The sequence below is a fragment of the Aeromonas sp. 95A genome (genome assembly GCF_051919235.1).
GTDB classification, from domain to species: Bacteria; Pseudomonadota; Gammaproteobacteria; order Enterobacterales; family Aeromonadaceae; genus Aeromonas; species Aeromonas veronii.
Genome location: NZ_JBQBFC010000001.1, coordinates 4336756 through 4363698 on the forward strand (window position 1 = coordinate 4336756; position 26943 = coordinate 4363698).

The following is a 26943-nucleotide window of genomic DNA, read 5'->3' on the forward strand; positions in this document are numbered from 1 at the left end:
AATGAAAAAGTACGGGGAGCTCATTCAGTTTGAGCCCGTCACCACCATCATCAAACTCAAAGAGTCGGCAGAACAGTCAAAGGCTCAACAGTTGGTGGCCTCATATGTCATCTCGGACAAAATGTCGCAAAAGCTGGCGGACATCATCATTCCTCAGCTTCAGTTTGACGAATCCGTTGATAACAAATCTCTCTGGGTGGTCGGTAACTACGGTTCCGGTAAATCACATTTGATGTCGGTGATCTCGGCCGTCGCCGAGTTTCCAGAATTGGCCCAATTCATCACTAACGACAAGGTGCGTGTAGCCGCGAACAAGATTGCTGGCAAGTTCAAAGTCATCCGCTTTGAAGTCGGTGCTAGCAAAAAAGCCTTTGCCGATATTGTCACCGACAACTTGACATCAGGCCTGGCTGAGATGGGTATCGACTACCAATTCCCGGCCATGGAGGAAATCTCATCCAATCACAAACCCTACTTTGAAAAGATGATGGCGCTGTTTCACGAGCGCTATCCCGACCAAGGTTTGCTGCTGATCTGTGACGAAATCCTCGATTACCTGCGCTCTCGTAATCAGCAGCAGCTGCCGTTGGATATGGCCATGATGCGTGTGATGGGTGAAGTGATCGATGGTACCCGTTTCCGTTTCATCTGTGGTGTGCAAGAAGCTATCTTTGATAGCACGCAACTTGCATTCGCCACCCAAGAAGTCAAACGCATCCGTGACCGGGCCGAGCAGGTGCTGATTACCCGTGACGATATCAAATATGTCGTCGCCGAGCGTCTGCTCAAAAAAGATGCCCAGCAACTGCATTGGATCCGCGAGTACCTGCAGCAATTCACCCCCTGCTTTGACCGCATGAACGAACGCCTCGATGAGTTTGTGCGCATGTTCCCAGTGCACCCTGACTACATCAATACCTTCGAGCGCGTGCGGGGCGCGGGTATAGAGCAACGCCAGGTACTGCGTAGCCTGTCGCGGCAGATGCAAGCCTTGATGGAGCAGGTGGTGCCTACCGATAAGCCAGGTGTGTTTTCTTACGACACCTACTGGGATGAGCTTAGAGGCGACCCGAGCGCCAAAACCAACCCGGAGATCGGTCAGGTTATTGAGGTCGGTGAAACCCTGTTTACGCGTATCGACCAAGCCTATCCCACCGCTACGGAGATCGATTTTGCCAAGCGCTTGGTCGCCGGACTGGCCATCCATCGTTTGTCCGTCGGCGATGTTTATAACGAGATGGGGGCTACGGCTGCCGAGCTACGTGATTCTCTTTGCCTCTATCTACCCGGTATCGAACAGTTGCCAGGGGAAAAGAGCAAAAACCTGGAAACCCAGATCGTCGCGGTATTGACCAAGATCCGTAAAACCGTCAACGGCCAGTTCTTTTCCAAGAACAAGGCCAACGATCAATTCTTTTTGGATTTGAAAAAGACCGAAGATTTTGATGCCTATATCGAAAACAAGGTGCCCTTGCTGACCGATGACAGCCGTAATGGTGCTTATCGTGAAGCCATGCTGCAGATCCTGGAAGAAACTGATACCCAGCAGCCTAATATTCAGATGTGGCGGCACGAGCTCAAATGGTTGGATCGTAACGTCAACCGCCCCGGCTGGATGTTCCTCGGCTCTCCCAATGAGCGCGAGACAGCCAAACCTCCGCTCGACTATTACATGTACTTTATTCAGCCCTATAACCCGCCCAAGCTGAAAAAAGAGTTTATCCGTAGCGATGAAGTGCTGTTTGTTTTGCAAAACGCCGATGCCGAGTTTGATCGTTGCTTGAACTACTACGCAGCAGCCATCGACTTGCATGCTTCGGCTACCGGTAACGCTAAGAATGTCTACAAACTCAAGGCTGATGGTTATCTCAAAGAGATGCAGACCTGGCTCAAGAGCCACTTCAAAGAGGCTTACATTGCCCAATATAACGGGCAAAACAAGCCGATGATGGACTGGCTAAAAGGCACCTCGGTGCGCAACATCTCCGGACTTGGTGATAGCCAGATCGGCAGTCTCAAAGATATCTTCGAAGCCGTTGCCAGCCATATTTTGGCCAATCACTTTGAAGCGTTGGCACCCGAGTATCCCAGCTTTAGCCAATGGATCACCTACGATAACATCGAAAGCGCAGCCAAGGATGCGTTAAGTGTCGTCTCCGGTGGGGCAGCAACCAAGCGCGCCAATGCCGTGCTCGATGCGTTGGAATTATTGGATGGTGATAAAATCGCTCCGCTGCAATCGCGTTATGCCCAAGCCGTTTTGGCCGTCCTGCAAAGCAAGCAGCAAGGGCAAGTGGTCAATCAAGCCGAATTGCTGGAGGCCATCAACTCCCGCCTCTACTTTAAGCCCGATAGCTTCCGCCTGGAGCCTGAATGGCTGCTAGTGCTGATCGCCTGTTTGGTTTACAGCGGCGAGCTCGAGTTGGTGGTAGTCGGCCACACCCTGACCGCCAGCGATGTGGTCAAGTTCAAGTCCATTGCCTTTGATGTGCTCAGAGACTTTAAACATATCCAGGCGCCCAAGGATTTTAATATCACCGCATTAAAAGCTTTGCTCACCCTGCTGGAGATGAATGATGGCCTAGCCACTTCGATCCAGCAAGGCGATGAAGGCGTGGTGCGGGAAATGTTAAAGCGCACTGAGGCGCTGATTAACGAGCTGGTCAAGGGGCAGCAGAGCGTTAAGGATCGCTTGCCGCTGTGGGGGCAATCAGTACTGGAAGAGAGCGAGGAGCAGACGCTCTCCACCCAGCTGAGCGAGCTGAAGAACTTTTTGGAAACCATTGCGCGCTACGACAAACCGGGCAAGCTGAAAAATCTTAAGGTGACGGCGGCTGACATCGCCACATACCAACAGATGCTGCAGACATGGCACAACTTTGTGCAGCTCAAAACCGTAGTGGGCGATCTAGCCCCCTTCTGCGCCTATCTCAAAGAGGCGCAGCAGGTATTGCCCGAATCTCACGCTTGGCAAGAGCAAGTCAAGCAGGCGCGGGATGCCCTACGCCAAGGTTTGGCCAACCCCTCACTGCGCGGTGATGACAGCTTTAAGGCCGCGCAGCTCAGCACATTGTCGGCGCTGAAAACCGACTATGCCAAATACTATGTTGAGCTCTATATGCGAGCGCGACTCGACGGCAACGAAGAGAAGATCAAAGCCAAGCTGTTGAATGACCAACGCTTGGCTGAGCTGGAGATCTTAAGCGGTATCGCCTTGCTCCCGGCCACACAACTGGCTGAGTGGCGTAAGGAGGCGGCGCAATTGCAAGCCGCCAAGCCTATCGACCCAAAGCTGCTGGCGATGAATGCCAACCCCATGGAGTTTAATGCTCGCCAAGAGAGCGGCAAGGCGCCAGCCAGTGAACAATTAAAGAGTCTGGAACAGCGGCTTGACAGCCTGCAAAGCGATTGGCTCAGTAACCTGAGCAGCCTGCTTGATGACCCCTTTATTAATCTGGATCTGCTCAAAGCCGAACAGGCACAGTTAATTCGTGATTTTATTCAGCAAGGGCAGCTACCTGACCCACTGGATTCCGCCTTTGTTCAGGCGGTCAATCTGGTTCTCGCCGGGTTGGAGGAGGTGCGAGTCAGCGCAGCCGAACTCGTGCATGCACTCGGTCAAGGTTTGCCTCAGGGCCGTGACGAAATCGCTGAACGCTTTAACCGCCTGCTCAGCAAACTCTGTCAGGGCAAAGACATCGCGAAAGTTCGCATCATCATCGATTAATCAAGAGTCGCGGGTGCGGTATAAACTGCACCCGCTATAGGAAGCACCATGCAGCAAGACAGCTTATTTTCCAGTGATTGCCCACAACAAGATCAGACGGCAGGCCCGGTGACCTGCTTGGGCAAAACTTTTGCCAACGATCAGGCTCGCCGTGATTATTTTTTAGGTCTGTTAGCAGAAAAGTTGCAAGATCCTGAGTTTCGGAAGATTGAAGGCTTTCCGATAGGTAACGATGAGGACATTTTAAATTTAAGCGATCCCCCCTATTACACGGCTTGCCCTAATCCTTGGATTGGCGATTTGGTGGCGGAATGGGAAACACAAAAACCAAAATGCGATGAGGAATATCATCGTGAGCCATTTGCCGCAGATGTTAGCGAAGGTAAAAATGATCCAATATATAATGCACACACATACCACACTAAAGTTCCACCAAAAGCAATAGCTAAATATATTCTTCATTATACCAATCCAGGAGACATTGTTTTAGATGGTTTTTCTGGTACAGGTATGACAGGCGTGGCATCTAAATTATGCGGAGATGTTTCTTTTATTCGGGAATTAGGATTTAACGTCGATAATGAAGGTTATATCTCGCAAGCTAACAATGAAAAAATTTCAAAAATCGGATTAAGAAATCCGATTTTAAATGATTTATCCCCTATCGCAAGTTTCATAACGCACACCTACGGTAAATTATTCAATATTGAAGGTTTTTATACAGAGGCATTAAATGCAATTTCAATACTTGAGGAAAGTATTGGCTGGATGTATGAAATGGATTCCGAGAGGGTTTTGAATGGCGTTTGGTCTGATGTTTTCCATTGTCCACACTGTACATCTGAAATTATTTATTGGAGTTCAGCTGTGGTCAGCGGGAATATTGAAAAAACGTTCAAATGTCCATCTTGTAAAGGGGTTGTAGGAAAGGCAACATCAAAAAATGATGGTGCTGCCAAATTGGAACGAGCTTTTGAATATATCTTTGATAAATATACAGGGACCACTGTCAAAAAACCAAAACTAGTATTGGTAGAACAGACAGTCAAGTCCGGTACGAAATCACAAGAAATAAAAATAACACAGGAAATATATAATGCGTTAATTAAAAAAATAGATGATTTACCAAAGCTATCCTCCGTTCCAGTTTGTAAGTTTGAAAATGGCCGACAGACTAATAAATTAATTAATGGCAGCGGAATCAGTCATGTCCATTGGATGTATACGCCAAGAGCACTATATGTTTACGGGTCTTTATGGAAGCTGGAATTATCTAACCCTGACTACACATCATTATTTAGATTTTGCCTTACAGGCATAAATAACTATATTTCCCGCAAGCAAGGCTACTTCGGTGGTGGTGGTGGTGTCGCAGGAACTTTATTTACACCATCAATTCATTTAGAAAGAAATGTATTTGATGTATTAAGACGGAAATTGAAAGGAGTCTCGAGTCTAAGTCGGAATATGACTGGTAATAGCTGTGTTTCAACGCAGAGTGCAGGTAAGCTTGGTTATATTAAAACAGATAGTGTTGATTATATTTTTATCGATCCACCATTTGGCGAAAATTTCCAATATGCAGAACTTAACTCTTTTGCTGAAGCGTGGATAAAAGTAAAAACAAACACACCAAATGACCGCGAATTCAACTTCGAAGTGCAATTCCCGATTAAAAATCAGGCTGCTTTCAGAAGTTCGTCAAAAACCACCTGTGGCTGTTTGAATCCCAAGCATTTGCGCGGCCTGAAGTTCAGCCGCTTTTCGACGGCTGACAGTGCCTCTGCTGTCACCACACTCAAATCACTGCCTTTGGGCACATATTGCCGCAGCAGACCATTGCTATTCTCATTCTGTCCCCGTTCCCATGCACTGTATGGATGCGCAAAGTACACCTGCGCTTCCAGCTCTGCTGCAACACGTTCATGTTCGACAAACTCGCTACCATTGTCAGCTGTGATGGTATGGACATGTGCCTGGTAGGGTTTCAGCATGCTGATAATGGTGTCCGCCACCGCGCTGGCTGTTTTGCTGGGAACGTATTGAACCAGGTAGAGCCGGCTCTTACGCTCCAACAGACTCACTATTGCACCGCTGCCTTGCTTACCCAACACGGTATCGACTTCCCAATCTCCCACACGGCTCCGCTCATTGACTATCGCAGGGCGTTCATCAATCGATACCGGATTGGGAATGACACTGCGTTTGCTGTTCTTACCCTTGCGATAGCGTTTGTGACCCTGACGCAGATGCCGGTATAGCGTGCCACCGTTGGCCTTGTCGCGTGCCACATAGCGGTATATCCACTCGTGGCTAACCGGGCAGTTAATCATGTCTCCAACGCCACTGATTTGCTCGGGACTCCAGTCCGCGACCAGCGCCATGCAAACAAAGTCGATGGTATCAGACGGGACAGTACGCTTCTGACTCGTCAGCCGTCGTGCCGTGGCAAGTTGGTGAGCCTGCTGCGGCTGATAGGCCTGCCCAGCACAATTACGACGAAGCTCACGACTGATAGTCGATGGATGAACCCCGAGCTGTTTGGCAATGCGGGCCTGTGACAGGCCATGGTCACGGAGGCAGGCAATCTGGTATCGTAGCCCCTCGGTCAACTGCTGGTATTTCATGGTGTATCGCTTTGTTTCTTTGGCGAGAAGAAGCGTACCCTAACTGGTAGTTGACCGCCTCTCTCCTATGCACCATGGGCATTGCACTTATTATCTGAATTCACGACTTCGTAATGAATTATGTACATCAAAAAGATCATCTATTTTACATGCACTCTATGAGATCTGCTTTTAAAGAATTTTTCAGAGTGTTAAAAACAGGTCATTGGATGACAGTTGAGTTTTCTAATACACAAGCTAATGTTTGGAATGCCATTCAATCTGGACTTCAAGAGGCGGGTTTTGTTGTCGCAAATGTTGCAGCACTAGATAAACAACAAGGTAGTTTTAATGCGGTAACAAATACGACCTCTGTAAAGCAAGATCTTGTTATATCTGCTTACAAACCTGATAAAAAAATTGAAGAGAAAATTGCTTTAAATTCGGGGGAGGTTAGTATGGTTTGGGATTTTATTCGTTCACATCTAAGCTTTTTACCCGCATCTAAAAATAGTGGGGATCAGCTTCAAAAAATCCCAGAACGAGACCATAGAATTTTGTTTGATCAATTGGTATCCTTTTATGTTAGAAAAGGATACCAATTACCTATTGATAGCAAAGAATTTCAACTTGGCTTATTGGAAAGATTTATTGAACGAGATGGTATGTATTTCCTGCCGGAGCAAGTTGCTGAGTACGATAAGAAAAAGCTGATATCTGGAGAGTTGATGCAAGCTTCGATTTTTGTCAAGGACGAAGCTTCTGCAATTGATTGGCTTCGCCAGCTTCTCAAAAACAAGCCACAGATATCTGCTGATATTAATCCTCAATATATGCAACAACTCAGTGGCTTTAGTAAGCATGAAGTTACCCTAGACCTGCGCGAACTGCTAAGCCAAAACTTTCTCTGTTATGACGGTCAGGATGAGGTACCAGATCAAATACATAGTTATCTATCCAGTAACTGGAAAGAGCTGCGTAACCTGGCGAAAAATGATTCTTCCTTGATAGCCAAAGCCAAAGATCGATGGTATGTCCCTGATCCCAATAAAGCGGGTGACTTGGAAAAGTTGCGAGAAAAATCGCTGCTTAAAGAGTTTGAAGAGTACAAGGCAGCCAAGAAGAAGCTCAAGGTGTTCCGCATTGAAGCAGTGCGCACAGGCTTTAAGACACTCTGGGAACAGCAGGAGTTTGCCGCTTTGATCGCCGTGGCCGAGAAGTTGCCCAGCAATGTGTTGGAAGAGGATCCGGTACTGCTGATGTATTACGACCAGGCCGTGACCCTGAGTCAGGTCGATACCGACGATGAGTGGTAAACCGTCATGTGGCAGGTAGGAGACTGGGCCTGGAGTCAGGCCCATCAACAATATGTCAAAGTGATCGAAACCGCTGGCCTTTGGGGCCAGCAGTTTTATCGCGTCTGGTTGCAGCAACAAGATGTGGTGCTCAAGGTACCGGCTGTCGATCTCACCCCTCGGCCCGCACAGCCAGTGGTGACGGCTGAGGCATTCTGCTATCTAGCCACTGCCGCGAAAATTGCCAACGCTCAGCAAGAAGACACACTGTTAGCCCCGATCGAATCAAATGTGATCCCGCTACCACATCAACTCAAGGCGCTCACCAAGGCGATGAGTAAAAAACAGGTGCGTTATCTGTTTGCCGATGAAGTTGGCCTGGGAAAAACCATCGAAGCTGGGCTGGTGATGCGCGAGTTGAAATTGCGCGGCTTGGCCAAGCGTATTCTGGTCTGTGCGCCGAAAGGGCTGGTTAGTCAGTGGGTCAGCGAAATGCAGACTCACTTTAACGAGTCATTTCAGCTGCTGCTGCCCAGTGAGCAAAAATCGCAACATGATCAGGAGAATATCTGGTCGCGCCATGATCAGGTGGTCTGCCCGGTTGACAGTATCAAGCCCATCGAAAGCCGCAAAGGCTGGACACTTAAACAGCTAAATGAATACAACAAGTTACGGTTTGATGATCTGTTGGCCGCAGGATGGGATCTGATCGTCATTGATGAGGCCCATCGGCTCGGCGGCAGTACCGATCAGGTCGCCCGCTACAAGTTGGGTCAGGGACTGGCCGAAGCCGCCCCCTACCTGTTGCTGCTTTCCGCCACTCCCCATCAAGGCAAAAGCGATGCCTTCCATCGCCTGATGGCGCTTCTGGATGCTGAGGCTTTCCCAGATGTCGGCTCTGTGACCCAAGAGCGGGTTCAACCCTTTGTAGTCCGCACTGAAAAGCGGATCGCCATTGATGGCGAAGGCAAACCGCTGTTTAACCCCCGACAAACCGAACTGGTTGCGGTGGCTTGGCAAGATCAGCATGCCTTGCAGCGTCATCTCTACGAAGAGGTCACCGAGTACATCAAGGAGGGTTACAACCAGGCGCAAGCCAAACAGCAAAATGCCATTGGCTTTTTAATGATCCTGATGCAGCGCTTAGTAAGCTCCAGCAGTGCGGCCATCGCCCGCACCCTTGCTCGCCGACTCAATGTGTTGGAAAACAAGCGGGTTGAAGAGGAGTTGCCCCTTGCCTTTGCCGATGAGTGGGCCGATCTGGATGGTCAAGCCCAGTTAGATGAGTTATTAGCACAATGCCAAGCCTCGCTGGAGAATGAGAAGAATGATGTTCGCCGCCTACTGACGTTAGCGGAGCAGTGCGTCAGTGCCGAAAATGATGCCAAAGCCGAAGCGCTGCTCGAGTGGTTATACCGACTCCAGCAAGAAGAGGGTAACCCACATCTGAAGATGTTGGTGTTTACCGAGTTTGTGCCAACCCAAGAGATGCTAGCCCAGTTTTTTATTGAACGGGGGATCAGTGTGGTCTGTCTCAACGGCTCCATGGATCTGGCAGAGCGCAAAAAAGTGCAAGCCGCCTTTGCTAGTGACATCCGCATTCTGATCTCCACCGATGCCGGTGGTGAAGGTTTGAACCTGCAGTTCTGCCATGTAATTGTGAACTACGATATGCCCTGGAACCCGATGCGCATGGAACAGCGTATTGGCCGCGTCGACCGTATCGGCCAACGGCATATCGTTCGAGCCCTGAATTTCGTGCTTGAAGATACTGTCGAGCACAGGGTTCGTGAAGTTCTCGAGACCAAGTTGCAGATCATCCTGGATGAGTTTGGTGTTGATAAGACCAGCGATGTATTGGACTCCTCCGCCGCCAATCATTTGTTCGATGAATTGTTTATCGCTTCTATCACGGATCCTGCGTTAATGGATCAGGAGCTAGCCAAAGCCTTGGCTACATTAAGAGACGGCGCAGTCGATAAGCGGCAGCAGGATGCGCTGTTTGGCGGTGATGATCCCTTATCTGCCGACGACTATCGCCAAGCCCTGAACCACCCGCTGCCTTATTGGATACAGAGCATGGTTACCAATTACTTGCGTTGGCAACGCAGCATGCAGCAATCCGCGGATTTCATTGAGGATCAGGAAGGTGGACATACCCTAATCTGGCCTGATGGCACAGCATGGAGTGGCGTCACCTTTATGGGTAAAGAGGCCCAGCAACGACCCGAGCTTACCCATCTCACATTGGAAAATCCCAAGATCAGAGGGCTATGTAGCCAATTGCCGGTCTGGAGTGAAGCACAACCGATCCCCTGTGTCAGGGTAAAGTCGTTACCAGCGGGAGCCAATGGTTACTGGGCATTGTGGAGTATCCGCCTGGTGGCAGGCCAAGAGCGTCGCTGCCAATACATGCCTGTCTATATAAAACCGAATGGTCAGTATTATGCTACAGCGTCACAGCGAGTCTGGGATGCGGTCTGTAGTAAAGAGTTCGACATCTTGCCTCATGAGTTGGCCGCCGCACCGGCTGAACATCAGTCAGTCTATGCCCTGCTACATCAGGCAGCGCAACAGGAAGGCAAAGCGATGTTCGAGAGCATGTTGGCAGCCACTCAGGCCGATTTAGATAACCATTATGAGAAAGGCGAATACTCGTTTAACGCACGAAAACGCGCGATAGAGCGCGTTGGATTACCAGAGGTTCGTCAATACCGTTTGCGTCAACTTAATAGTGAATATGCACAGTGGCGTCAGGACCTGGACAAAAAGCGCAACGCGATTCCGGACATGATGCTGCACGCCGTTTTTGAAATTAAAGGATAAATATGACTTGGCAGGATGATGTTATTCAAAAAGTAAACTTGGATGGTTCGTTTGTTTACATCGTTAACGATCCTGATGGACTGCTCTTTGAGCCTAAAATATCCTCTGCCTTGCAAAAAAAAGATGCAATTTTATTTGATGACAAGGATCCTCTCGCACTTCGACTAACGTATGAAGCATGGAGAAAACGGACGAAAAAAAACTCCCTCTTAATCCGTCTGGGTCAAGAGGGAGAGCTATTTATCCCTTGTGACATTCAGGTCGAATCAAGTGAAATTAACTTTCACTTATCTGAGTTTTTTCAAGACATTGATTTATCGGCCATCAGATTGCTCCCGGCGTCGTTACTCCAGTCGGCAATGGATGCACTGAAATTATATACGCCTGGCAAACTAAATCTGCAGTCCAGCCTCGACTTCTTACTTCGTCATATTTATCGCATAGCCCCTGAGACGATCCAAACTAATACAGACCTTGTTAGGCTGTTAATCAGAAAACACTATGTTGGTATTGAGATGCCAACGCAGATTGAAGAGCGCCTCATTCGTCTACTCAGTCTTTCGCCGAAATTTAAATATTGGGACTTTAATGCATTAATTCCAAACAAGAGTGCATTTTTTGATTTCTTGCAGCAACAATGGGAAATGTATCTGCATAGTGAGTTACCTAATGCTATTGCAAGTACTGCGTGGCCAAGCGAGAAACTTGTAGTACCATTTGCAGATAGTGACATTCGTGTTTTTATCGACAACTTGTTTGCCGAGGGCATTATCAAACCGGTGAAAACAGACGGCCTGCCCGCAGGACATTGGGCCTGGTTTGGTATAGCCAAAGAGCCTGAGATAACCGAGCGAGAACGGATAAGCCTTTTATTGAAAAATGCCAAGGTTTACTTTGAAAAATGTGAATTAGAAAGTATTAATACTGAATTTTGGTTTGAACAATCCCACTCGCTTGGGATTATGAATGCATTGTTTTATGAAAACAAAAAACAACCTCCTGTTGCTGCTCTTTTCGAAGAAATAAAGAAATTAAACACCACTGCAGATTTTCTATTTCAAAAATGGCTACGTTTAAATTTTATAAAGTTACAAACTACTCCCACGGTTCGCTATCCTGCAATGTTGCATAAAGTCCCTGATTGGCTATCACGGCGCGTGGATAGTGGCAAAAAAATATGTTTATTGGTTTTAGATGGCATGGGAGCTCGACAGTGGCCATTATTGCGTAATCACTTGCAGTTGTGTGCCAATATATCTTTGGAAGAACATGCCTGTTTCTCTTGGGTTCCAACGATTACATCAATATCACGACAGGCCTTATTCTCTGGCAAGAAACCTTTTGCCTTTGCAGAGTCTTTACTGACTACCAGCAAAGAGGAGCAGCTATGGCTGGATTATTGGCAGGGTAAAGGTTTCGCCAAACGAGAAATAAATTATGCCAAAAAAATTGAGTCGTTATCAAATGACGCATGGCAAGAGTTGATAACTCCACCAAGCGTTAAAGTAGCCGGGTTCGTCATAAATTTTATTGATGAGCAAATGCACGGTATAAAAAATGGAATGTCTGCTTTGAATATGGTCGTAGATGGCTGGCTAACCGACTGGAATTTCAAAGAGAAAATTGCAGAATTATTAGACAAAGGCTTTGAAATTATCATTACTTCAGATCATGGCAGCCAGGAAGCGACGGGAATCGGATATATCAATGAGGGAGTGAAAGCTGATACCAGAGGCGAACGAGTACGGATCTACCACGATCCTGCATTACGTGACAGTACTGCTCAAGCCTGCCATGGATCTGTGATAGCATGGCCTGGTCCTGAACTAGGGCTTCCCAAAGCGACCTACCCACTACTCGCCAATGCTGATTGTGCTTTTAAAGGCAAAGGTGATGTCGTTGTGGGGCACGGGGGGATCAGTCTCCACGAGGTTATCGTTCCATTAATAATAGTTAATAGAAAACAATAAGTTATGGTTAAAACTCCCGGTTTCTGTCGCCATGTTGAAAAAGAGTGGCTTGAACAATCTCTTCGTTGGGTAGCAAACGGGGCTGAATATGCACAACTTAATGATAATCTTGATAACTTTTTAAGCGCGTATATTGTTTCCAAAGAAAACCGCCGTAAAGCGCGGAATTTGCTCACCTCGGTGTGGAGTCAGCCAGTAGACCATTACACAAAGAATTTTTTTGATAAAGGTATTGTATTACATAAAGAGGCTGAATCATTTTCCTTACCTATTCATTGGGGCATGTTAATTGCGAGAAAGCCGTTCTTTGCCGAAGTCGCTCGCTTTATCGGCCGACAATCAAGGCTGAATAATACTTTTACTTATGCCCAAGCGCTTCGGCGTATGAGTATGCTTTATGGTGAAACTGAAGCCACCAGCAGAGCATTAAGTGCCGTATTAAGAACCATAATGGAATTAGGCATATTAAAGCGAAATATGAGTCCGGCCTCTTACTCCATTGTTAGTCAACGAGTCAGCATAAATAGTCATCTAGCAAATTGGCTGCTTGATGCTTTGCTCATTTCATCAAGCAAAGAGAGTATTGCTCTTGATGATGCCTTGAATGATCAGGCTCTCTTTCCCTTCCATCTTGATATTAACCTATCCAATCTTGATATGTCGGCATTTGAATGTCTGCAACAAGGAAACTCAATTGTGATTTTTAAAAAGGAATATTGAGTTATGAAACCAGCTATTGGATTTAATCGGCATTTAGAGATGGACTGGCTAGTTCAAACCGCATCTTGGTCAGCAAATGGGGTTCACGGCCAAGCATTAAAAAATAAAATTGATGTATTACTTGCGCCCAGCTTTGATAGCAAAGTTGCCCAAGATAAGACTAGAAACCTGCTCTTTGGAATTTGGGATTCAGAATCAAATTCCGTACCCAAAGCATTTCATGCCGATGCTTGTAGACTGCTTATTGAATACAGTGAGGTAAATATTGCGATTCATTGGGGAATGATGCTGGTTAAGTATCCATTTTTTTATAATGTTACGGCACAAATTGGAAAAATGGCTAAGCATGAAGGCTTATTTATCTACAAGCAGCTGGAGCAGCGTATAACCGAAGTCTATGGCGATACATCAACTATTAAGCGTTGTATTCAATTTGTTGTTAGGACATTGATCAATTTGGAGTTATTGTCTAATCCCAAGCAAGGTGTATATCAGTTACGAAAGCCCATTTCAATCGCTCATGATGATGTAAAGTCTTGGTTGGCGGAAGTGTCTGTGAGAGCAGAAGGAAACTCAAGTAAAAGTCTTTCTGCTATTAGTAATGACCCGGCTTGGTTTCCTTTTTATATTAACTTCAATGAGAATCGCTTAACATCAAATTTTCGCCTAGATGTCCATCATCAGGCTAATGATGCGATTATTTTTATATAAGTGAAACGATTAATAGCAACATCTATTTAAAGTGGGCTATAAATTAACGCCGGATATTCCGGCGTTTATTTATAGCCAATGAGCGGGAAGCGTGATATCAAAAGACTTCGCTGCATAGCGTAGCATACTCAAAATTTCGCTGTGCCGGGCTTGATCAATAACATGCCCAGCTTTGCGCTGCTCCAACATCGTCTGTAGCTCCGGCAAATTGAACATGCCAAGACGATGGAAGTTGCCCCAGGTAGGCTCGCCAAATAGGTTATAGACCACCACGGTGCTATCTCGTTCACTGGCTAGGCGTTTTTCACCAAGGAGTTTGGTCAGCGCTTCTTCGGCTTCATCTTTGTCATCGTAGGTGTTTAAGAGTTTCATCATCGGATTTTTTGGAGAAAATTAAAGTGCAGAGTCTAGCAAAAATGGTGACTGAACCACAGCGGGAGTGCTCAACCCAAGTACCCTCTCTCGGCTAGCGATACAATCCCCTCTGTGGCAACCACCAGATGATCCAGGAGCCGGATATCGACCAGCTCTAGCGCGGTCTGCAATCGGTGGGTTATTTCGATATCTGCCCGGCTGGGTTCTGGGTATCCCGACGGGTGGTTATGCACCAGCATCAGGGCAGCAGCATTAAGCGCCAACGCACGTTTCACTACTTCCCGTGGGTAGACGGAGGCACTGCTTAGCGTACCGCGAAACAGCTCCTCATATGCCAAGATCCGATGCTGGTTATCCAAGAACAGCATGGCAAATACTTCGTGCTCTCTGCTCTGCAACAGGGTTTGTAGTGCATGCTGTGCCAAGTGTTTGTCGGTAATAGCTTCTCCCTTGGCCAGTTTCTGACGGGCGATCTGGTTGGCGATAGTCAACAGCTCCTCTTCGTTAATCAACTCAGTGACGAGATAGGTGCCGGGGATCTCCCCGGCGATCAGTTTGTGATGCAGCATGATGGTACTCCATACGCCATCGCCCCACCGCGTCAGACGCAGCAGGGTTGGCGAGGTGGTTGGTTAATGGGTTACTGAATGGAATGTGAGCGCTGACTTGGCTGGAAGTGTTCAGGCCGCCAGTGTGTGCTGGGTGTAGTCGTGTAGCGGAACGTGGTAACTGGTGGAGAGCAAGTTACCTACCCGTGTCAGCCAGCAGTGATCCGGGTGGTCGCACAGCCATTGCGCCAGTCTGTCACCCCGTTCGTTTTCATAGCGCAGGTAGAGGGCATAACCGTCTACCTGTGCGCCTCGGTCATGCACCACTTCAATTTGGCCATGGCACTCACGATAAGCCTCCAGCTCAATAGCAAGCACAGCACTAATCATCTTCTGCCTCCTGGTTGGGGATAGGGTCACTCGCCACGGCATAGCCGCGATGGATGCAGATGCGCTGCAGGTCAGCCAAGAAGCTGGCCAGCACGCGGGGTTGCTCGGTGAGTGGCACGGGGCCTGCTTGACTGCGCCAGAAACAGCGACGTTTGGGGTCAATGCAGATCTCATCCACCGTTTGGCTCATTGTGTGCCAGTCCTCGGCATTGCTGAGGGAGAGCAATTGCCACTGCGCCCCAGACCAGCGCACTTGCAGGGTGACTGTGCGGATGTGTGGACTATCCGGGGTCAGATGTAGCAACCAGCGCTGACCACTGCAGGTGGGGGTTAGCTTGGCGCTGGTCGCTACGTGTCCCAACCACTGACGTGTATAGTGGGAGATCGCTAATTCTTGGCTCATGGTGTCCTCCTAATCTCCTGTGACGGTGACGCTGAAGCATTCCAACCGGTAGTAGGCAATGAAGTTGCTTTGCCAGATGTTGAACAATTCCCGCGCTTCGGCCAGCCGCAGAGGCCCCCAGCCCAGCATGGTGTGTTCCCCATCGAGGAAGTTGAAATCGAGCTCCTTGCTGAGCTCGGCATCCGAGCCCAGCCCCTGATAACTGAAATCGGTGACGTAATCGAATAGCCAGCCATCAAGCCCACGGATCAGGCGGATCTCGACTGGGTGCACGCCGCCTTGCTCAGCGCTGTAGCCGGGATTGCGAAAGTTGAAAGTCAGTTGGGTTAAGCGCTCAAGATTGAGCTCGGTTTTAGCGACTTCTTGGTCGAGCAGAACCAGCAATGCTTGTGCAACGGGCAGGGCAAAGCCGTCCCGGAAAAAGGGAATGGTCATGGTGTACTCCTTGTGGGGGTTAATCTTGGCCGAACAGCTCGCGCATTTTTCTGGCCACACGGGCACGGATCTGTTCATCAATAAAGGCGACAATGCTGGCGAGAGCTGCACTCAGTACCGCGATGTCATCGGCGAGTCCCATCGGCAACACATCCGGGATCGCATCAATGGGCGATATAAAGTAGGCCAGCGCACTGTAGATCAGCAGTTTGGCCCAAAGCGGCAGATCATCCTTCTGGCTGGTGTAGTAGAGCAGCAGACAGGTCTCGATCAAAGGCCGACCGGCACGTTTGGCAAAGGCCCAGAGTTTGTGCCAAAAGCCTTGGTGATCGAACGGCTCGCATTCAGGGGGAATACAGGGGGGCATAGTGCGTCTCCTTCACGGGTGAGTGAATGGCAGAAATAAAAAGAGGAGGCAAATGCCTCCTCTTGGATAGGAATGGGTATGAGCTATTGGTCCCACATCAAGCAGTCAAACTCGGGGGTATTGGTGGCGGGCAGCACAGATGCGACCTCTTTGGTTGGCAGGGCCAGTTGCTTGCCGTCAGCCGTTAAAATGCTGATCGACTTGGCCTTGCGCAGCTTGCCCCACATGTCGAAGAAATTGTTCTCACCGACACGGGACTCGGTCTCATAGGGCGCATCGTATTGGCTGCCATCGACGATGATGGTGAAAGCCTGCCCAGCATAAGATCCGTACTCCTTGCCCTGCACGGTGGCCGTCATGCTGACTTTGCGGGTGTCATTACAGGCGATATAGAGATGGTTCTGTTCGTTGACCACCGCCGTATATTCGCTGGTGCCCTGACCCCAGCCGCTGCTCCAGCGTCCGGCCTCGCCATAGGCTAGGGCGTTGTTGCATAGCAGGATGGCCGTCAACGTGATCCAACATTTGTTCATGGTTAGCTCTCCTTATCCAACGTAGTACCCCAACACATTTTGTAAAAAGCCACCTGCCGCGATGTAGCCCACCACGCCCCCGATGAGCTGGGGACCAACTTTCCAAAACAACTTTTTCTTGAACATCTCCTGTGCGCCGTCAGCAAACAGCATGTCTGGTTGGGTAAAGCGGCGGAACAATTCCCCGCCCATCAGGCCAAGTGAGGTGAAAAGCGAGCCAAAGACAAAGTGCCAGATATGGCCCCAGAACCCGAGCTGCGGAGAGCTACCGGTCCAGAGTGAATAAATGGTGACGACGAGAAAAAACAGGGTGGCAATAACGGGATAACGAGCCATGTACTTTTCCTTATGTAACAGAGTAATAGTAACAATGGCAGTCGCCCTAACCGCTCGCGTAAAAGCGCTTTACCCGAGATGGGAGGGGATGCCACAAACGAGGATTGATGTTTGTTGTCGGTGAGGCGGTCAGCGTAGCGATCATCGATTTACGGCCAATTACAACCAACTTAGTTGATACTCGCCTTTTTGAGTCCTTATCGTCAATGAGTCCATGGTCAACCATACGGGTTGACTGGAGGAACCATGACAGATATCAACCTTGAGCTGTTAGCCAAGAGCGTTGGCAAGGCGATTAGCCACAAGCGTACTCAAGCCGGATTCACGCAAGAGCATGTGGCTGAACACCTCAATATCGGGATGGAGGCCGTCTCTCGAATGGAGCGAGGGATTGTGGTGCCGACCGTGGTGCGGCTGGCGGAGCTCGCTCAACTGTTTGGTTGTGAGCTGGCGGACTTTCTGCGCGAGACCAGTAACCGCCCGACCGAGCAGGGCATTGTGCTGAGCCAGCAACTGGCCCGGCTCGATGATGCTGACCGAACCCTGTTGCTGGAAACGGTTGAGCGGTTGGTTGAGCGGTTAGCCCGTCCCGGCTGAACGCCCGCCATTCACTGGGGAGAGGATGGGCTCCCTTTCCCCAATTTGTTGGTGAGTGGACTCCTTCTTGGTTGTGGCCTCTGCGGCATTCTGGTTACTTGGCTTTGCGGTGCGTTATGTGAGGCAACCTCCACTGCCCCTACGTTTCCATTCGCCGTATCGTCGCTGTTTGCTTCAGGATAGAACTCTTCCAGCAGCATCGGCACCTCTTCATCGATATCCTCAAATTGGCCATTGCGCAGCAGGTCGCGAGCGGCCTGCTCCATCTGGTCGATGGCGAGCCCCGCCTCTTGATCACGCCGGGCGGCCTCCTGTGCTTGCCTGACTGCCTCAGTCAGGTTGGTTTCTTCCCGCAAGGTCAAATCCACGTAGTAGACCGGTGTGCGGTACGACTGGGTGGTGCTCTTGGCCCGCAACCGCAGGGTGAGCGGCAGATAGCGGGTATGGCCCCCGCTCACTGCCTCCAGGTACTTCAGTCGAGCCGCCAGAGTGCGCACCGAGTTGTAGCCGGTGGTGCGGAAGATAAAGCTACCCAGCTCATCCCCTTGCCCCTCCACAAACAGGTTCAGTCGTCCGTACAGCTTGCAGCCCTGTTGCCCTGCAAAGGCGCAGCGCTCTGGTCCAGGGCAGCTGACTTCCTCCATGCCTTGTGCCCCTACACGTCTTGCCACCTCCCCATTCCCGACACAGAGCGGCCTGCCGGTTTGCCGGTCAAAGGCGCTGTATTCCGCCCGCAGATTCAAGTCGCTGTCGTTGAACAGCACCCTCACTGGAATGGCGCGGATCTTGGTCTGCTCCTGCCCTTGGCCACTCTTTTGCGATGAGTAGTGTTGATGCAGGGGATGGAGCAACCATCCCCCCTTGTGCTGTATCTGGGTGGTGAGGGTGAAGCTGTCGTCCTTCTCCGGTACCCACTTATCCTGTTTTTGCACCAGCTTGCCGATGCAGATCCGCCCGATCACGGGCGGGGTGATCGCCAGTCCTTTGATCATGGTGTTTGCCTCAAGGGTTGAATGGTGAAACGGCGCACGCCGGGCACCGGTTTGACGTAACGGGTGAGCAGGTCGGGATGATCCTGACCGAGCTTTTCGAGATCCGGTGCTAGCCGGTCTTTGCTGCGCTTCCAGGTGATCTTGCCATCGGCAAACAGCCCGGCTGTCGCTTCACCCAAGGTCGCTTGCAGCCGCTGTTTGAGTTGTGACTCCTGCAGCTCGACAGCTTCCTTTTGCTGACGTAAGCGCAGTAGCTCCCCAAACAGCTGGTTAAACTCGGGAGAATCCGAGAGATCCAGCGTCTGACCATCATCGCGGGGAAAGAGCCAGCTCAGGGCATTGGCGGCATCGCTGGAGCCGTCAGGATCGGGCTGCTGGTCTTGTTGCACCATCTGCCAGAACTGCGCTTCCCGCTCGGTGAGATCCTGGATCTTCTCCTCATCGCGCTCGATGCGGTAAATCCGAAAATCCTGGCCGCCGATCAGCACTGCCACCTCAGCCCAGGCATGGCCGGTAACCGCCAATTGATGCAGTACCTGACACTGATAAGCCACCGGCACACCTTCCTCCCACTGGGGGGCGCTGTGATAGCTGGCGGTCTTGATCTCCAGAATGCCCGGCCCATCGGGATGGCCGACTACCTCCCGATCGAGGTTGGCGAGCATGAAGGGTTGCTCGGGGTGTTGCAGCACAGCATTGACCCGTCGCACACGAAAGCCGGTGCGTTTGGCATAGACCTGCGCTAACACAGGCTCCAGCTCAATGCCCCACAGCACGGCTTCCTTGTGTGAGATATCCTCCGGCTCCTTGCGACCGGTCTTCTCCAGCCAGAGGCTGAGCGGGCATTTGTAGGGGGAGAGCCCCACTGCGACGGCGGCATCGGAGGAACCAATGCCGAGTTTACGGATAGCGAGCCACTGCTCGCGGGTTAACTGGGTAGTAGAGGCTAGCCGCAGGGCTTGGCCATATTTGGCTTTTGCTTTCATGACTATTCCTTGTTGACGGCATAAATGGCTACGCCCGGATTGGCTTGCGCCAGTCCGGGTGAGGTCGTTATGCGATTTGAATGGGGAAGCGTAATTACTGCAGCAGAGTGAGTGCCTGATTCAGGGCTTGGGATTTGAGTTGGGCCCCCTGACCAAACCAGGCGGAGTCGAGCCGGTGATCTTGGCTGCGGGCACGGCGGTGGTGATCCACGTATTCAGTGACCGCATTGACCAGCCCCCAGGCGGTATTGCGGGAACTGGCAAGCTCAGAGCCCATGCCTGCGCCCATATACAGCTCGTGCAGTTTTTGGGCGGGACGACTGAGAATAATATTCTCATCATCGCCAGCCGGATCATTGAGTAGCTCACCGAAGAAATTAAGGGCTTCTACTGGGGATATTGGACGATTGCTCAACGCCGCCATCTCTTGTTGGAAACGATCCCAATTTGCCATGCCAAGGCCCAATGCCTCTTTGACGGCAGCAGCATTAAATTGAGTGGAGTGGGGAACCTTGATCGCCCCGGTATTATCCCGTAGTGCTATTTGCAATGTGTTATTACAGACGACTCGTAGCGAGGTAAATTGTGCTGTGGTGCACAGCGTACCATCACAACTGGTGGCGAGCAGTAGGTAGAATTTTACCCTGTCTCCCCCTTTCAATTTTATATCTTGACCCGTTTTGGCCAGTGCCCATAATTTGCGGCCGCCCTTGAGCGAACCTGCAGTTTCCAACTCAAAGCCGCCTACCTCTACCAAGTCTTGATAAAAGTGCAGCACCTCATGAGGCTGGACCTGTAGTGATGTGATGGACGCCCCCTCCCTGCGCGGTCAGTTTCATACTTAGGCTGACAGCGTTCAACTTGGGGGATCACCACATGAACACGATCAAAGTAGTTGGAATCGATATTGCTAAGTCTGTTTTTCAGGTGTGTGTATGGATGGCTGATGGTTCTGTTGCCTGGAATCGTAAAATATCTCGCCAGAAACTGCTCCACACGTTGCGCCAGTTTCCACCGCAAACACTGATTGCTATGGAAGCTTGCTCAACATCTCATTTCTGGGGACGAGCACTGATATCGATGGGCTATGACGTAAAGCTCATTCCCACACAGCATGTCAAAGCCTTTGCAAGACACCAGAAGAATGATGCCAACGATGCATTAGCTATTTGTGAAACAGCTTGCCGACCAGGGATCCACTTCGTCTCAGTTAAAACTACAGAACAACAAGATATCAAGGCGTTACGTAGTGCTCGCCAGCTCATAGTTGAGCAGCGAACCGCTCTGGCTAACCAACTACGGGCATTACTTGCCGAGTACGGAGTCATTATTCCAGCCGGGTTACAACGCCTGCAACGACAACTGCCAGAAGTGCTTGAAGACGGAGACAATACGATAACCTTCACGCTTCGCCGACTACTGAGCCTGTTACGAGAAGATATGCAGATGCTCACTGAACGGATTGATGTCTTGGATAAGGAACTAGCTGAACTGTCCAGCCAGCAGGTTGCCTATCACCACTTATTGACCATTCCTGGTGTCGGGCCACTGATTGCCGCTGCGGTGGTCAGTGAGGTTGATGCCACCCAGTTTTCCAGCGGCCGTGAGCTTTCTGCTTGGTGTGGCTTAGTCCCTCGACAGCACAGTTCAGGTGGAAAACAACGGCTTTCATCCATGACCAAGAACGGTAATCGTAACTTGAGGACCTTGATCATCCATGGCGCTCGAGCGGTGATGCGTTGTGTGCAAAAACGGGATGACAGTTTAGGGAGATGGGTTAAGGCAATTGAATTGCGGCGTGGCTTCTTGAAAGCCACTGTCGCCCTGGCAAATAAGTTAACTCGGATCATCTGGCGTGTACTAACTGACTCGGTTGATTTCAGTATGAACAGAGCTTTTGCAGGAAGTTAATTTGATATTTGCTTAGAAAATCTACGTTACTGAGTTTGCAGGCACTGATGAAGAAACGGGTACCGTCCTTGTAACAGCCTGAATTAGACCTGGGTATGCATATACCGGTGTAGTGATAAGGAAGCAAGGCTCGGATGACATCATGGCGAGGGAGTTAATCCCATCATAACGCCGGATATATGGTCGCAAACCGTATCAGTTCAGTTCTTGCACAACCCGGGGGCGTCCATATATGGTCTAATCATCCCGGACACCATTTTAGGTGGTACAGTCGCCACCATGACCTGAGGTGTTCAATGACAAGATTACGTCGCTCATTTACTGCCGAATTCAAACTCGAAGCCGCATCCCTGGTGCTCGACCAGGGATATTCTGTCCCTGAAGCCAGCCGTTCACTGGATGTCGGTGAAACCGTACTTCGCCGCTGGGTTCAGCAACTGCAATCCGAACGAACTGGCACAACCCCAATCGGCAAAGCACTGACTCCGGAGCAGCAAAAAATTCAGGAGCTGGAAGCCCGTATCAACCGGCTCGAACGTGAAAAGGACATTCTAAAAAAGGCTACTGCTCTCTTGATGGCGGACGAGTTCACACGTACGCGCTGATAGACCGATTAAGGGAGCAAGCCCCCATCACCTTGGTCTGCTGCGCTTTCGATGTTCCAACATCCTGCTTTTACGACTATCTGGCCCGCAGACGGGCGATTAACCGTGAGCGGATACAGCAACGCAGTGAGTTGCGCCGGTTGTTCAAAGAGAGCAGGAGCTCTGCAGGCAGCCGCGCCTTGATGTCGATGATGCGGGAGTTGGGGTATCAGATTGGTCGATTCAAAGTACGTAACCTGATGAAGGAAGCCGGGCTGGTATCCAAACAGCCGGGCGCTCATCGTTATCAGGTCGCCCAGTCTGAGCGACCGGACATTTCCAATCTGCTGGCTCGCGAATTTGATGTCCAGCAACCCAATCAGGTGTGGTGTGGCGATATCACCTACGTCTGGGCAGGTGGACGCTGGCATTACCTGGCAGCGGTGCTTGACCTGCACACCCGGCGGGTCGTGGGCTGGGCGATGTCTGATAAACCTGATGCAGAATTGGCAATCAAAGCACTGGAGATGGCCTATCAGCAGCGTGGTTGCCCATCTGGTGTGCTGTTTCACTCTGACCAGGGCAGCCAATATGGCAGTAGGGCATTTCGGCAACGACTGTGGCGCTATCGCATGACCCAGAGCATGAGTCGGCGTGGCAACTGCTGGGATAATGCCCCGATGGAGCGATTGTTCAGAAGTCTTAAAACGGAGTGGGTTCCGGCTATGGGATACATGAGCGTGCGGGAGGCAAAGCGGGATATCAGTTATTACCTGATGGATTACTACAACTGGCGGCGTCCACATCAATACAATGACGGGATACCGCCAGCAAAAGCCGAGGTTCGGCCTAACCAAGTGTCCGGATTTAGTTGACCACTACAGTTTCAGACAAGGTTTAAAAATCTTGAATGTTGTATTTTAAACCTTGCTGATCTCAACGCTTAGGTTAAGGAGTGTATGTATGATGCTTTATCTTTAATGTAACCTTCAATGTTTTTAAATCTTTCTCTTACTTTTCTTTTATAATCTTCAGCCGGGATGGTTAGGTCTCTGGATTCATTGAATAAAAGGTGAGTTTCATTAATCGCATCTGCTTTAGATAAACCATCTAAATGGCACCTCTCCCATGCAAATAAAGCATGGAATGTGCCCTCAATGCTATTTAATTGTTTTATATATTCATTATCCCTAACAGGTTTGGATATGAATGGCTTTAATCTTTCAAGGCGAATGTCATCGATGAAATTAATTTCGTGATTATGGTAGTATATCTTGAATTTTTCAAATTGAAAATTGATATCATTTAGTGCGCTTTGCATATCTTTTGTGGATGTTTTATGGCTAAACGAAATGGCAAGGCTATCGTAATTCTCTGCATCTTCGTATTGAGGGAATGCATAGCGCAACCCAGGATAGAGACGTTCAGGGTAGAATGCTGCTAGTTTGATTATGTTATCGATAGCTGTCTCAACAATACATTCATTATCATGTTTTTTATTATCATTGCCAATATGGTTGAGCTCTTTCCATGATTGAATAACGTTATTAATGAGGGGGATTAACTTTTCTATTTTAGGCGCATTAACGATGTCAATAATTCTGATTAGGTGAAGGCACGGGTGAGATTCTTTAAGGAAAGAAATAAAATCTTTCATGATAGATTGTTGTTCAGATTGAAGTTTATGAATAATTAGTTCATCTTCAACTAACTCAACTGAATTGCCAGAGTTTATTTCATATATATATCTTGCGAATCTTTTGTTGATGGCGTCTAGCCTAGGGTTCACATTGATAATTTTTTTAGATATAGAGCGACAATAAGAATAGTTAACTTGGAAAATGTCCAAGGCTTCGTCAACAGCATTTATATCAATTAGGTCTTGCTGAGTAAATCCCGAGTCAACGAGGTAGCTTTCGGTAGCATTTCTGATGGCGGTAAGCACAGAAACTACTTCATGATCGCTCTTCCTTGCGACATATAGAGTGATATAAAAGTCGACTAGTCTGTCTAACACATTAATCAATATGTGCTGGTACTGAGATGCATTAATAGTATCCACAATTTTCACACTTAACTCCTCTGATGAAAAAATATTAATTAGTCCTAAAATACCAAATATATCCACCATTGGATATCTAGAATGTACGCATTTAGGTAGGTGCTCGAAATAAGGAGCCTCACCAGAGGATGTGGCACCACATGGCTGAACAAAAAACAACCATCCATGAACATCTGTGCAAGACACAGGGAATGTGATCGCTTTGGCCTAAAAATGAAATGATTACTTTTCGACACGAGGATCTGGTACCCCACCAGATCCTCGTGTCTAAAGGCGTTGCGAAAAATTATTCTGACTTCATCAATTCACAGGCCTGTATAGGAGAGCCAAAGAAGATGTTGGTGAGTACCAAAGATAAATGTGCAGCACCTAAGCCCGAAGTCTGTGACAGGATTATCAGGCTTAAAGAGCTGCTCCGACTGATCGCACTTAGCCGGGCCACTGTCTACGATCGCCTCAACCCCAAGTCCAAGCGCTTTGACCCGAGTTTTCCCAGACCCATCAAACTCGGAGCAGCCTCAGTGGGCTGGAGTTTGAACGAAGTCATGGCTTGGATCGCCGCACGCCCGCAAGCCAATCCGATCCCTGTACTCAAGGACCAAGTATGATGAATTATTACCACTCTCTTCAACCTGTAGCACCCATTACGCCGAAAATCCCCCTTTCGCAGAATGTTGGGACAAAGCCTGTACCTGTGTTCCCTGTCTACGTAATGCCTGAGGAATTACAAAAGATCATTCGTTATGTCCAGCAGGAAACCCAGGCATCAGCGGACTTGATTGCCACCTCGTTGCTCGGTGGGATGGCACAATCCTGTCAGGACTTCTATGACGTCTCTCCCAAGGCTGGATTGCGCATTCCAATGTCGTTGTATCAGGTTGTGCTGGCTGAATCCGGGGAGCGCAAGTCCACGGTAGACAAGATGCTGATGAAGCCTGTTCGTGACCTCGAAGGAGTGTTGGAGAAGCAGTATCAGGAGGATAAGCAGCGATACAATATCGCGATGCGTCTGTGGCAGAGCGAACAAAAAACATTGGAGAAGGCGTTCGAGCGAGAGGTGGTCAAAGGGGGGGCCAAGACAGAGAGTGAACAGCGCTTGGCAGAGTGTTTGGGTCGTCAACCGATAGCACCACTGCGTAAGCGCCTGTTGGTCAGCGATGCAACCCGAGCGGCGGTAAAGCTGGCGTTGGGTAAAGGCTGGCCCTCTTTGGTTCTGCTCTCGGATGAAGCGGGCAGCATCCTCAATGGCGAACTGCTCCACGATACGCCGCTCCTGAACTCGCTGTGGAGCGCCCAGCCGATTGAAGTGGACCGTGCAACCGGCGATACGTTTCGTATCGAAGATGCCCGCTTTGGGGCTATGTTGATGGTGCAACCCGGCTTGTTCAAGGAGTATGTCAACCGCCAGGGGCGACATGCTCGGGCCTCTGGTTTCTTTGCCAGAACACTGCTGTGCCAGCCGACATCAACCATTGGCGCACGGCTCCACGGTCCGCAACAAGTTTTTCCGCCCCCTGTTTCTGGCAAACATTTGGAATGGTTCCATGCGCGAGTCCTGGAGCTTTTGAATCAATCATTTAAACGTCGGGAAGAAGATGCTGTGCGTACTTGTCTGACACTGTCACCCGAGGCGGCAGCCAAGTGGCATGCCGAGTACAACCGGATTGAACTGATGTGCGGCCAAACGGGCTCATTGCGTGAATATCGTGACTATGCCTCCAAACAGCTCGAACATGTGGCCAGAATTGCGGGTGTGCTGGAGGCGTTTGTAACGGGTAATGTGGTCATATCTGAGCACACTATGCACGCGGCGATTCAGTTGGCTAGTTACTATCTGGATTCATTTATTCACCTGATGGCTGATGACGCTTTGCCAGAAGAGATGGAAGATGAAATGAAATTGGAAACCTGGCTGCAAGCAAACCATCGCCGCTTTAATTATTTCGATATCCCTAAGAATTATATTCGCCAGCATGGCCCGAATCGACTCCGGGATAGTCAGCGTCTGGCTCGAACGCTGGAGCGCTTGCAGATGAAGGGGAAGGTCCAAGTTTATAAAATCAAAAAAACTTGGTTCGTCCACATCAGCCAGAATAACGGCATCGTGACCGGGATTTAAGTTGATAATAAGGATCTAGCTCTAGCTATATCTATAACGGTCACTTTGCAATAGTCTGAGTGATTTTATGGCTCCAACCAGAGAACAGAGGATAAGCTAAGTTCAGAGTAACTTTTTTGCCTTAACATCCGGAGCTGCTGGGGTTTTATTTAAAATAATCACGTGTTCTCCGGTGATTTAGGCGGTCGCCAAGTTCGGTAATAGTATTACTATACACACGAAGTGTATAACAAGGTAAATGCGGCGTAGAGGATATACACACAAGGTGTATAACAAGGTAGATGGTGTAGGAGATATATCGAGGATGATAGTGATACACCACTAGGATGTATCACAGGGTATACCAACGAGAGCATGTGATATATACACGAAGTGTATACCAATCAGATATACATCAGGCTTGTACGTCAGATACAAGCCATTAGCCGTATACATCAGCATAGCGCAGCC

General features: G+C 49.3%; 23 protein-coding genes and 2 pseudogenes. 12 read left to right on the forward strand and 13 right to left on the reverse strand.

All coding sequences use genetic code 11. The features are described 5' to 3' along the window. Position 1: 1 nt before the first annotated feature. Positions 2-3727 carry a DUF6079 family protein gene (locus ACTG2U_RS19875; RefSeq protein ID WP_439975015.1) on the forward strand — a complete coding sequence of 1242 codons (3726 nt, stop codon included), beginning with the start codon at positions 2-4 and terminating at the stop codon, positions 3725-3727. A 48-nt stretch (positions 3728-3775) separates the two neighbouring features. Further along, positions 3776-4255 (forward strand): annotated as a pseudogene (locus ACTG2U_RS19880) (DNA methyltransferase); the annotation flags it as partial. A 1151-nt stretch (positions 4256-5406) separates the two neighbouring features. Here ACTG2U_RS19880 and ACTG2U_RS19885 read toward each other — a convergent pair. After that, positions 5407-6354 carry an IS30-like element ISAeca1 family transposase gene (locus ACTG2U_RS19885; protein ID WP_012564931.1) on the reverse strand — a complete coding sequence of 316 codons (948 nt, stop codon included), beginning with the start codon at positions 6352-6354 and terminating at the stop codon, positions 5407-5409. A gap of 113 nt (positions 6355-6467) precedes the next feature. Here ACTG2U_RS19885 and ACTG2U_RS19890 point away from each other — a divergent pair, with 113 nt between their 5' ends. Genes ACTG2U_RS19890 through ACTG2U_RS19910 form a run of 5 tightly spaced genes read left to right on the forward strand, consistent with a single transcriptional unit; the run spans position 6468 to position 13855 of the window. Then, entirely contained in the window at positions 6468-7649 is a 1182-nt protein-coding gene (locus tag ACTG2U_RS19890) for a hypothetical protein (protein ID WP_439975016.1), read from the forward strand. Between the two features lie 6 nt (positions 7650-7655). Then, positions 7656-10454 carry a DEAD/DEAH box helicase gene (locus ACTG2U_RS19895; protein WP_438417121.1) on the forward strand — a complete coding sequence of 933 codons (2799 nt, stop codon included), beginning with the start codon at positions 7656-7658 and terminating at the stop codon, positions 10452-10454. A gap of 2 nt (positions 10455-10456) precedes the next feature. Then, entirely contained in the window at positions 10457-12424 is a 1968-nt protein-coding gene (pglZ, locus tag ACTG2U_RS19900) for a BREX-3 system phosphatase PglZ (protein ID WP_439975017.1), read from the forward strand. 3 nt (positions 12425-12427) lie between these two features. After that, on the forward strand, positions 12428-13144 hold the full coding sequence (locus tag ACTG2U_RS19905; protein ID WP_139730806.1) for a hypothetical protein: 717 nt from the start codon (positions 12428-12430) through the stop codon (positions 13142-13144). Between the two features lie 3 nt (positions 13145-13147). Beyond that, complete coding sequence (locus tag ACTG2U_RS19910; protein WP_335815395.1) at positions 13148-13855, forward strand: hypothetical protein; 708 nt, start codon at positions 13148-13150, stop codon at positions 13853-13855. 69 nt (positions 13856-13924) lie between these two features. On the opposite strand, the gene ACTG2U_RS19915 is transcribed toward ACTG2U_RS19910, so the two are convergent. The 8 genes from ACTG2U_RS19915 to ACTG2U_RS19950 all read right to left on the reverse strand — a co-directional run bounded on the left by ACTG2U_RS19915 (position 13925) and on the right by ACTG2U_RS19950 (position 17242). Then, entirely contained in the window at positions 13925-14230 is a 306-nt protein-coding gene (locus tag ACTG2U_RS19915; protein WP_232354301.1) for a hypothetical protein, read from the reverse strand. Between the two features lie 68 nt (positions 14231-14298). Further along, entirely contained in the window at positions 14299-14799 is a 501-nt protein-coding gene (gene radC, locus ACTG2U_RS19920; RefSeq protein WP_156852395.1) for a RadC family protein, read from the reverse strand. Positions 14800-14910: 111 nt separating this feature from the next. After that, complete coding sequence (locus tag ACTG2U_RS19925) at positions 14911-15168, reverse strand: hypothetical protein (protein WP_156852394.1); 258 nt, start codon at positions 15166-15168, stop codon at positions 14911-14913. Beyond that, positions 15161-15571: a hypothetical protein gene (locus ACTG2U_RS19930; protein WP_439975018.1), complete on the reverse strand. Its 411-nt coding sequence runs from the start codon at positions 15569-15571 to the stop codon at positions 15161-15163. The genes ACTG2U_RS19925 and ACTG2U_RS19930 overlap by 8 nt, the downstream gene beginning before the upstream one ends. 9 nt (positions 15572-15580) lie before the next feature. Continuing rightward, a complete protein-coding gene (locus tag ACTG2U_RS19935) occupies positions 15581-16006 on the reverse strand; it encodes a DUF2787 domain-containing protein (RefSeq protein WP_160882159.1) in 426 nt (141 codons plus the stop codon). 19 nt (positions 16007-16025) lie between these two features. Then, on the reverse strand, positions 16026-16373 hold the full coding sequence (locus ACTG2U_RS19940; protein ID WP_160882158.1) for a YkvA family protein: 348 nt from the start codon (positions 16371-16373) through the stop codon (positions 16026-16028). 83 nt (positions 16374-16456) lie between these two features. After that, complete coding sequence (locus ACTG2U_RS19945; protein WP_279489621.1) at positions 16457-16906, reverse strand: hypothetical protein; 450 nt, start codon at positions 16904-16906, stop codon at positions 16457-16459. Between the two features lie 12 nt (positions 16907-16918). Next, the gene (locus ACTG2U_RS19950) at positions 16919-17242 is read right to left on the reverse strand and encodes a hypothetical protein (protein WP_024941032.1); all 324 of its coding nucleotides are present in this window, start codon (positions 17240-17242) and stop codon (positions 16919-16921) included. Between the two features lie 246 nt (positions 17243-17488). Here ACTG2U_RS19950 and ACTG2U_RS19955 point away from each other — a divergent pair, with 246 nt between their 5' ends. Continuing rightward, on the forward strand, positions 17489-17839 hold the full coding sequence (locus tag ACTG2U_RS19955) for a helix-turn-helix domain-containing protein (RefSeq protein ID WP_024945016.1): 351 nt from the start codon (positions 17489-17491) through the stop codon (positions 17837-17839). Between the two features lie 11 nt (positions 17840-17850). Here the strand turns inward: ACTG2U_RS19955 and ACTG2U_RS19960 are convergent, their stop codons facing one another. The 3 genes and pseudogenes from ACTG2U_RS19960 to ACTG2U_RS19970 all read right to left on the reverse strand — a co-directional run. After that, entirely contained in the window at positions 17851-18831 is a 981-nt protein-coding gene (locus tag ACTG2U_RS19960) for a recombination directionality factor (RefSeq protein WP_290071313.1), read from the reverse strand. After that, a complete protein-coding gene (locus ACTG2U_RS19965; RefSeq protein ID WP_042081036.1) occupies positions 18828-19817 on the reverse strand; it encodes a YqaJ viral recombinase family nuclease in 990 nt (329 codons plus the stop codon). The genes ACTG2U_RS19960 and ACTG2U_RS19965 overlap by 4 nt, the downstream gene beginning before the upstream one ends. Positions 19818-19911: 94 nt before the next feature. Further along, a pseudogene (locus ACTG2U_RS19970) lies at positions 19912-20610 on the reverse strand (DUF932 domain-containing protein); the annotation flags it as partial. An 83-nt stretch (positions 20611-20693) separates the two neighbouring features. On the opposite strand from ACTG2U_RS19970, the gene ACTG2U_RS19975 reads away from it, so the two are divergent. Further along, positions 20694-21728 carry an IS110 family transposase gene (locus ACTG2U_RS19975; protein WP_201035198.1) on the forward strand — a complete coding sequence of 345 codons (1035 nt, stop codon included), beginning with the start codon at positions 20694-20696 and terminating at the stop codon, positions 21726-21728. Between the two features lie 296 nt (positions 21729-22024). After that, positions 22025-23187, forward strand: a protein-coding gene (locus ACTG2U_RS19980) for an IS3 family transposase (protein ID WP_429070639.1) whose coding sequence is annotated in 2 segments (ribosomal slippage) — positions 22025-22280 and positions 22280-23187 — 1164 coding nt in all. Because the reading frame shifts where the segments join, the coding sequence is not laid out codon by codon here. Between the two features lie 68 nt (positions 23188-23255). Here ACTG2U_RS19980 and ACTG2U_RS19985 read toward each other — a convergent pair. Further along, positions 23256-24383, reverse strand: a complete 1128-nt coding sequence (locus ACTG2U_RS19985; protein ID WP_439975019.1) for a hypothetical protein — start codon at positions 24381-24383, stop codon at positions 23256-23258. Between the two features lie 326 nt (positions 24384-24709). Between ACTG2U_RS19985 and ACTG2U_RS19990 the strand changes: the two genes are divergently transcribed. After that, the gene (locus ACTG2U_RS19990; protein WP_439975137.1) at positions 24710-24982 is read left to right on the forward strand and encodes a helix-turn-helix transcriptional regulator; all 273 of its coding nucleotides are present in this window, start codon (positions 24710-24712) and stop codon (positions 24980-24982) included. Continuing rightward, complete coding sequence (locus ACTG2U_RS19995; RefSeq protein WP_439975020.1) at positions 24979-26493, forward strand: YfjI family protein; 1515 nt, start codon at positions 24979-24981, stop codon at positions 26491-26493. The genes ACTG2U_RS19990 and ACTG2U_RS19995 overlap by 4 nt, the downstream gene beginning before the upstream one ends. The last annotated feature ends 450 nt before the right edge of the window (positions 26494-26943 follow it).

Coding starts and splice junctions, on each gene's coding strand:
- ACTG2U_RS19960 (WP_290071313.1), bottom strand. CDS start 18,831: ATGATCAAAGGACTGGCGATCACCCCGCCCGTGATCGGGCGGATCTGC.
- ACTG2U_RS19940 (WP_160882158.1), bottom strand. CDS start 16,373: ATGCCCCCCTGTATTCCCCCTGAATGCGAGCCGTTCGATCACCAAGGC.
- ACTG2U_RS19945 (WP_279489621.1), bottom strand. CDS start 16,906: ATGAACAAATGTTGGATCACGTTGACGGCCATCCTGCTATGCAACAAC.
- ACTG2U_RS19990 (WP_439975137.1), top strand. CDS start 24,710: ATGTTGGTGAGTACCAAAGATAAATGTGCAGCACCTAAGCCCGAAGTC.
- ACTG2U_RS19950 (WP_024941032.1), bottom strand. CDS start 17,242: ATGGCTCGTTATCCCGTTATTGCCACCCTGTTTTTTCTCGTCGTCACC.
- ACTG2U_RS19915 (WP_232354301.1), bottom strand. CDS start 14,230: ATGATGAAACTCTTAAACACCTACGATGACAAAGATGAAGCCGAAGAA.
- ACTG2U_RS19930 (WP_439975018.1), bottom strand. CDS start 15,571: ATGAGCCAAGAATTAGCGATCTCCCACTATACACGTCAGTGGTTGGGA.
- ACTG2U_RS19910 (WP_335815395.1), top strand. CDS start 13,148: ATGAAACCAGCTATTGGATTTAATCGGCATTTAGAGATGGACTGGCTA.
- radC (WP_156852395.1), bottom strand. CDS start 14,799: ATGCTGCATCACAAACTGATCGCCGGGGAGATCCCCGGCACCTATCTC.
- pglZ (WP_439975017.1), top strand. CDS start 10,457: ATGACTTGGCAGGATGATGTTATTCAAAAAGTAAACTTGGATGGTTCG.
- ACTG2U_RS19925 (WP_156852394.1), bottom strand. CDS start 15,168: ATGATTAGTGCTGTGCTTGCTATTGAGCTGGAGGCTTATCGTGAGTGC.
- ACTG2U_RS19975 (WP_201035198.1), top strand. CDS start 20,694: ATGAACACGATCAAAGTAGTTGGAATCGATATTGCTAAGTCTGTTTTT.
- ACTG2U_RS19965 (WP_042081036.1), bottom strand. CDS start 19,817: ATGAAAGCAAAAGCCAAATATGGCCAAGCCCTGCGGCTAGCCTCTACT.
- ACTG2U_RS19890 (WP_439975016.1), top strand. CDS start 6,468: ATGAATTATGTACATCAAAAAGATCATCTATTTTACATGCACTCTATG.
- ACTG2U_RS19935 (WP_160882159.1), bottom strand. CDS start 16,006: ATGACCATTCCCTTTTTCCGGGACGGCTTTGCCCTGCCCGTTGCACAA.
- ACTG2U_RS19895 (WP_438417121.1), top strand. CDS start 7,656: ATGTGGCAGGTAGGAGACTGGGCCTGGAGTCAGGCCCATCAACAATAT.
- ACTG2U_RS19905 (WP_139730806.1), top strand. CDS start 12,428: ATGGTTAAAACTCCCGGTTTCTGTCGCCATGTTGAAAAAGAGTGGCTT.
- ACTG2U_RS19995 (WP_439975020.1), top strand. CDS start 24,979: ATGATGAATTATTACCACTCTCTTCAACCTGTAGCACCCATTACGCCG.
- ACTG2U_RS19955 (WP_024945016.1), top strand. CDS start 17,489: ATGACAGATATCAACCTTGAGCTGTTAGCCAAGAGCGTTGGCAAGGCG.
- ACTG2U_RS19885 (WP_012564931.1), bottom strand. CDS start 6,354: ATGAAATACCAGCAGTTGACCGAGGGGCTACGATACCAGATTGCCTGC.
- ACTG2U_RS19875 (WP_439975015.1), top strand. CDS start 2: ATGAAAAAGTACGGGGAGCTCATTCAGTTTGAGCCCGTCACCACCATC.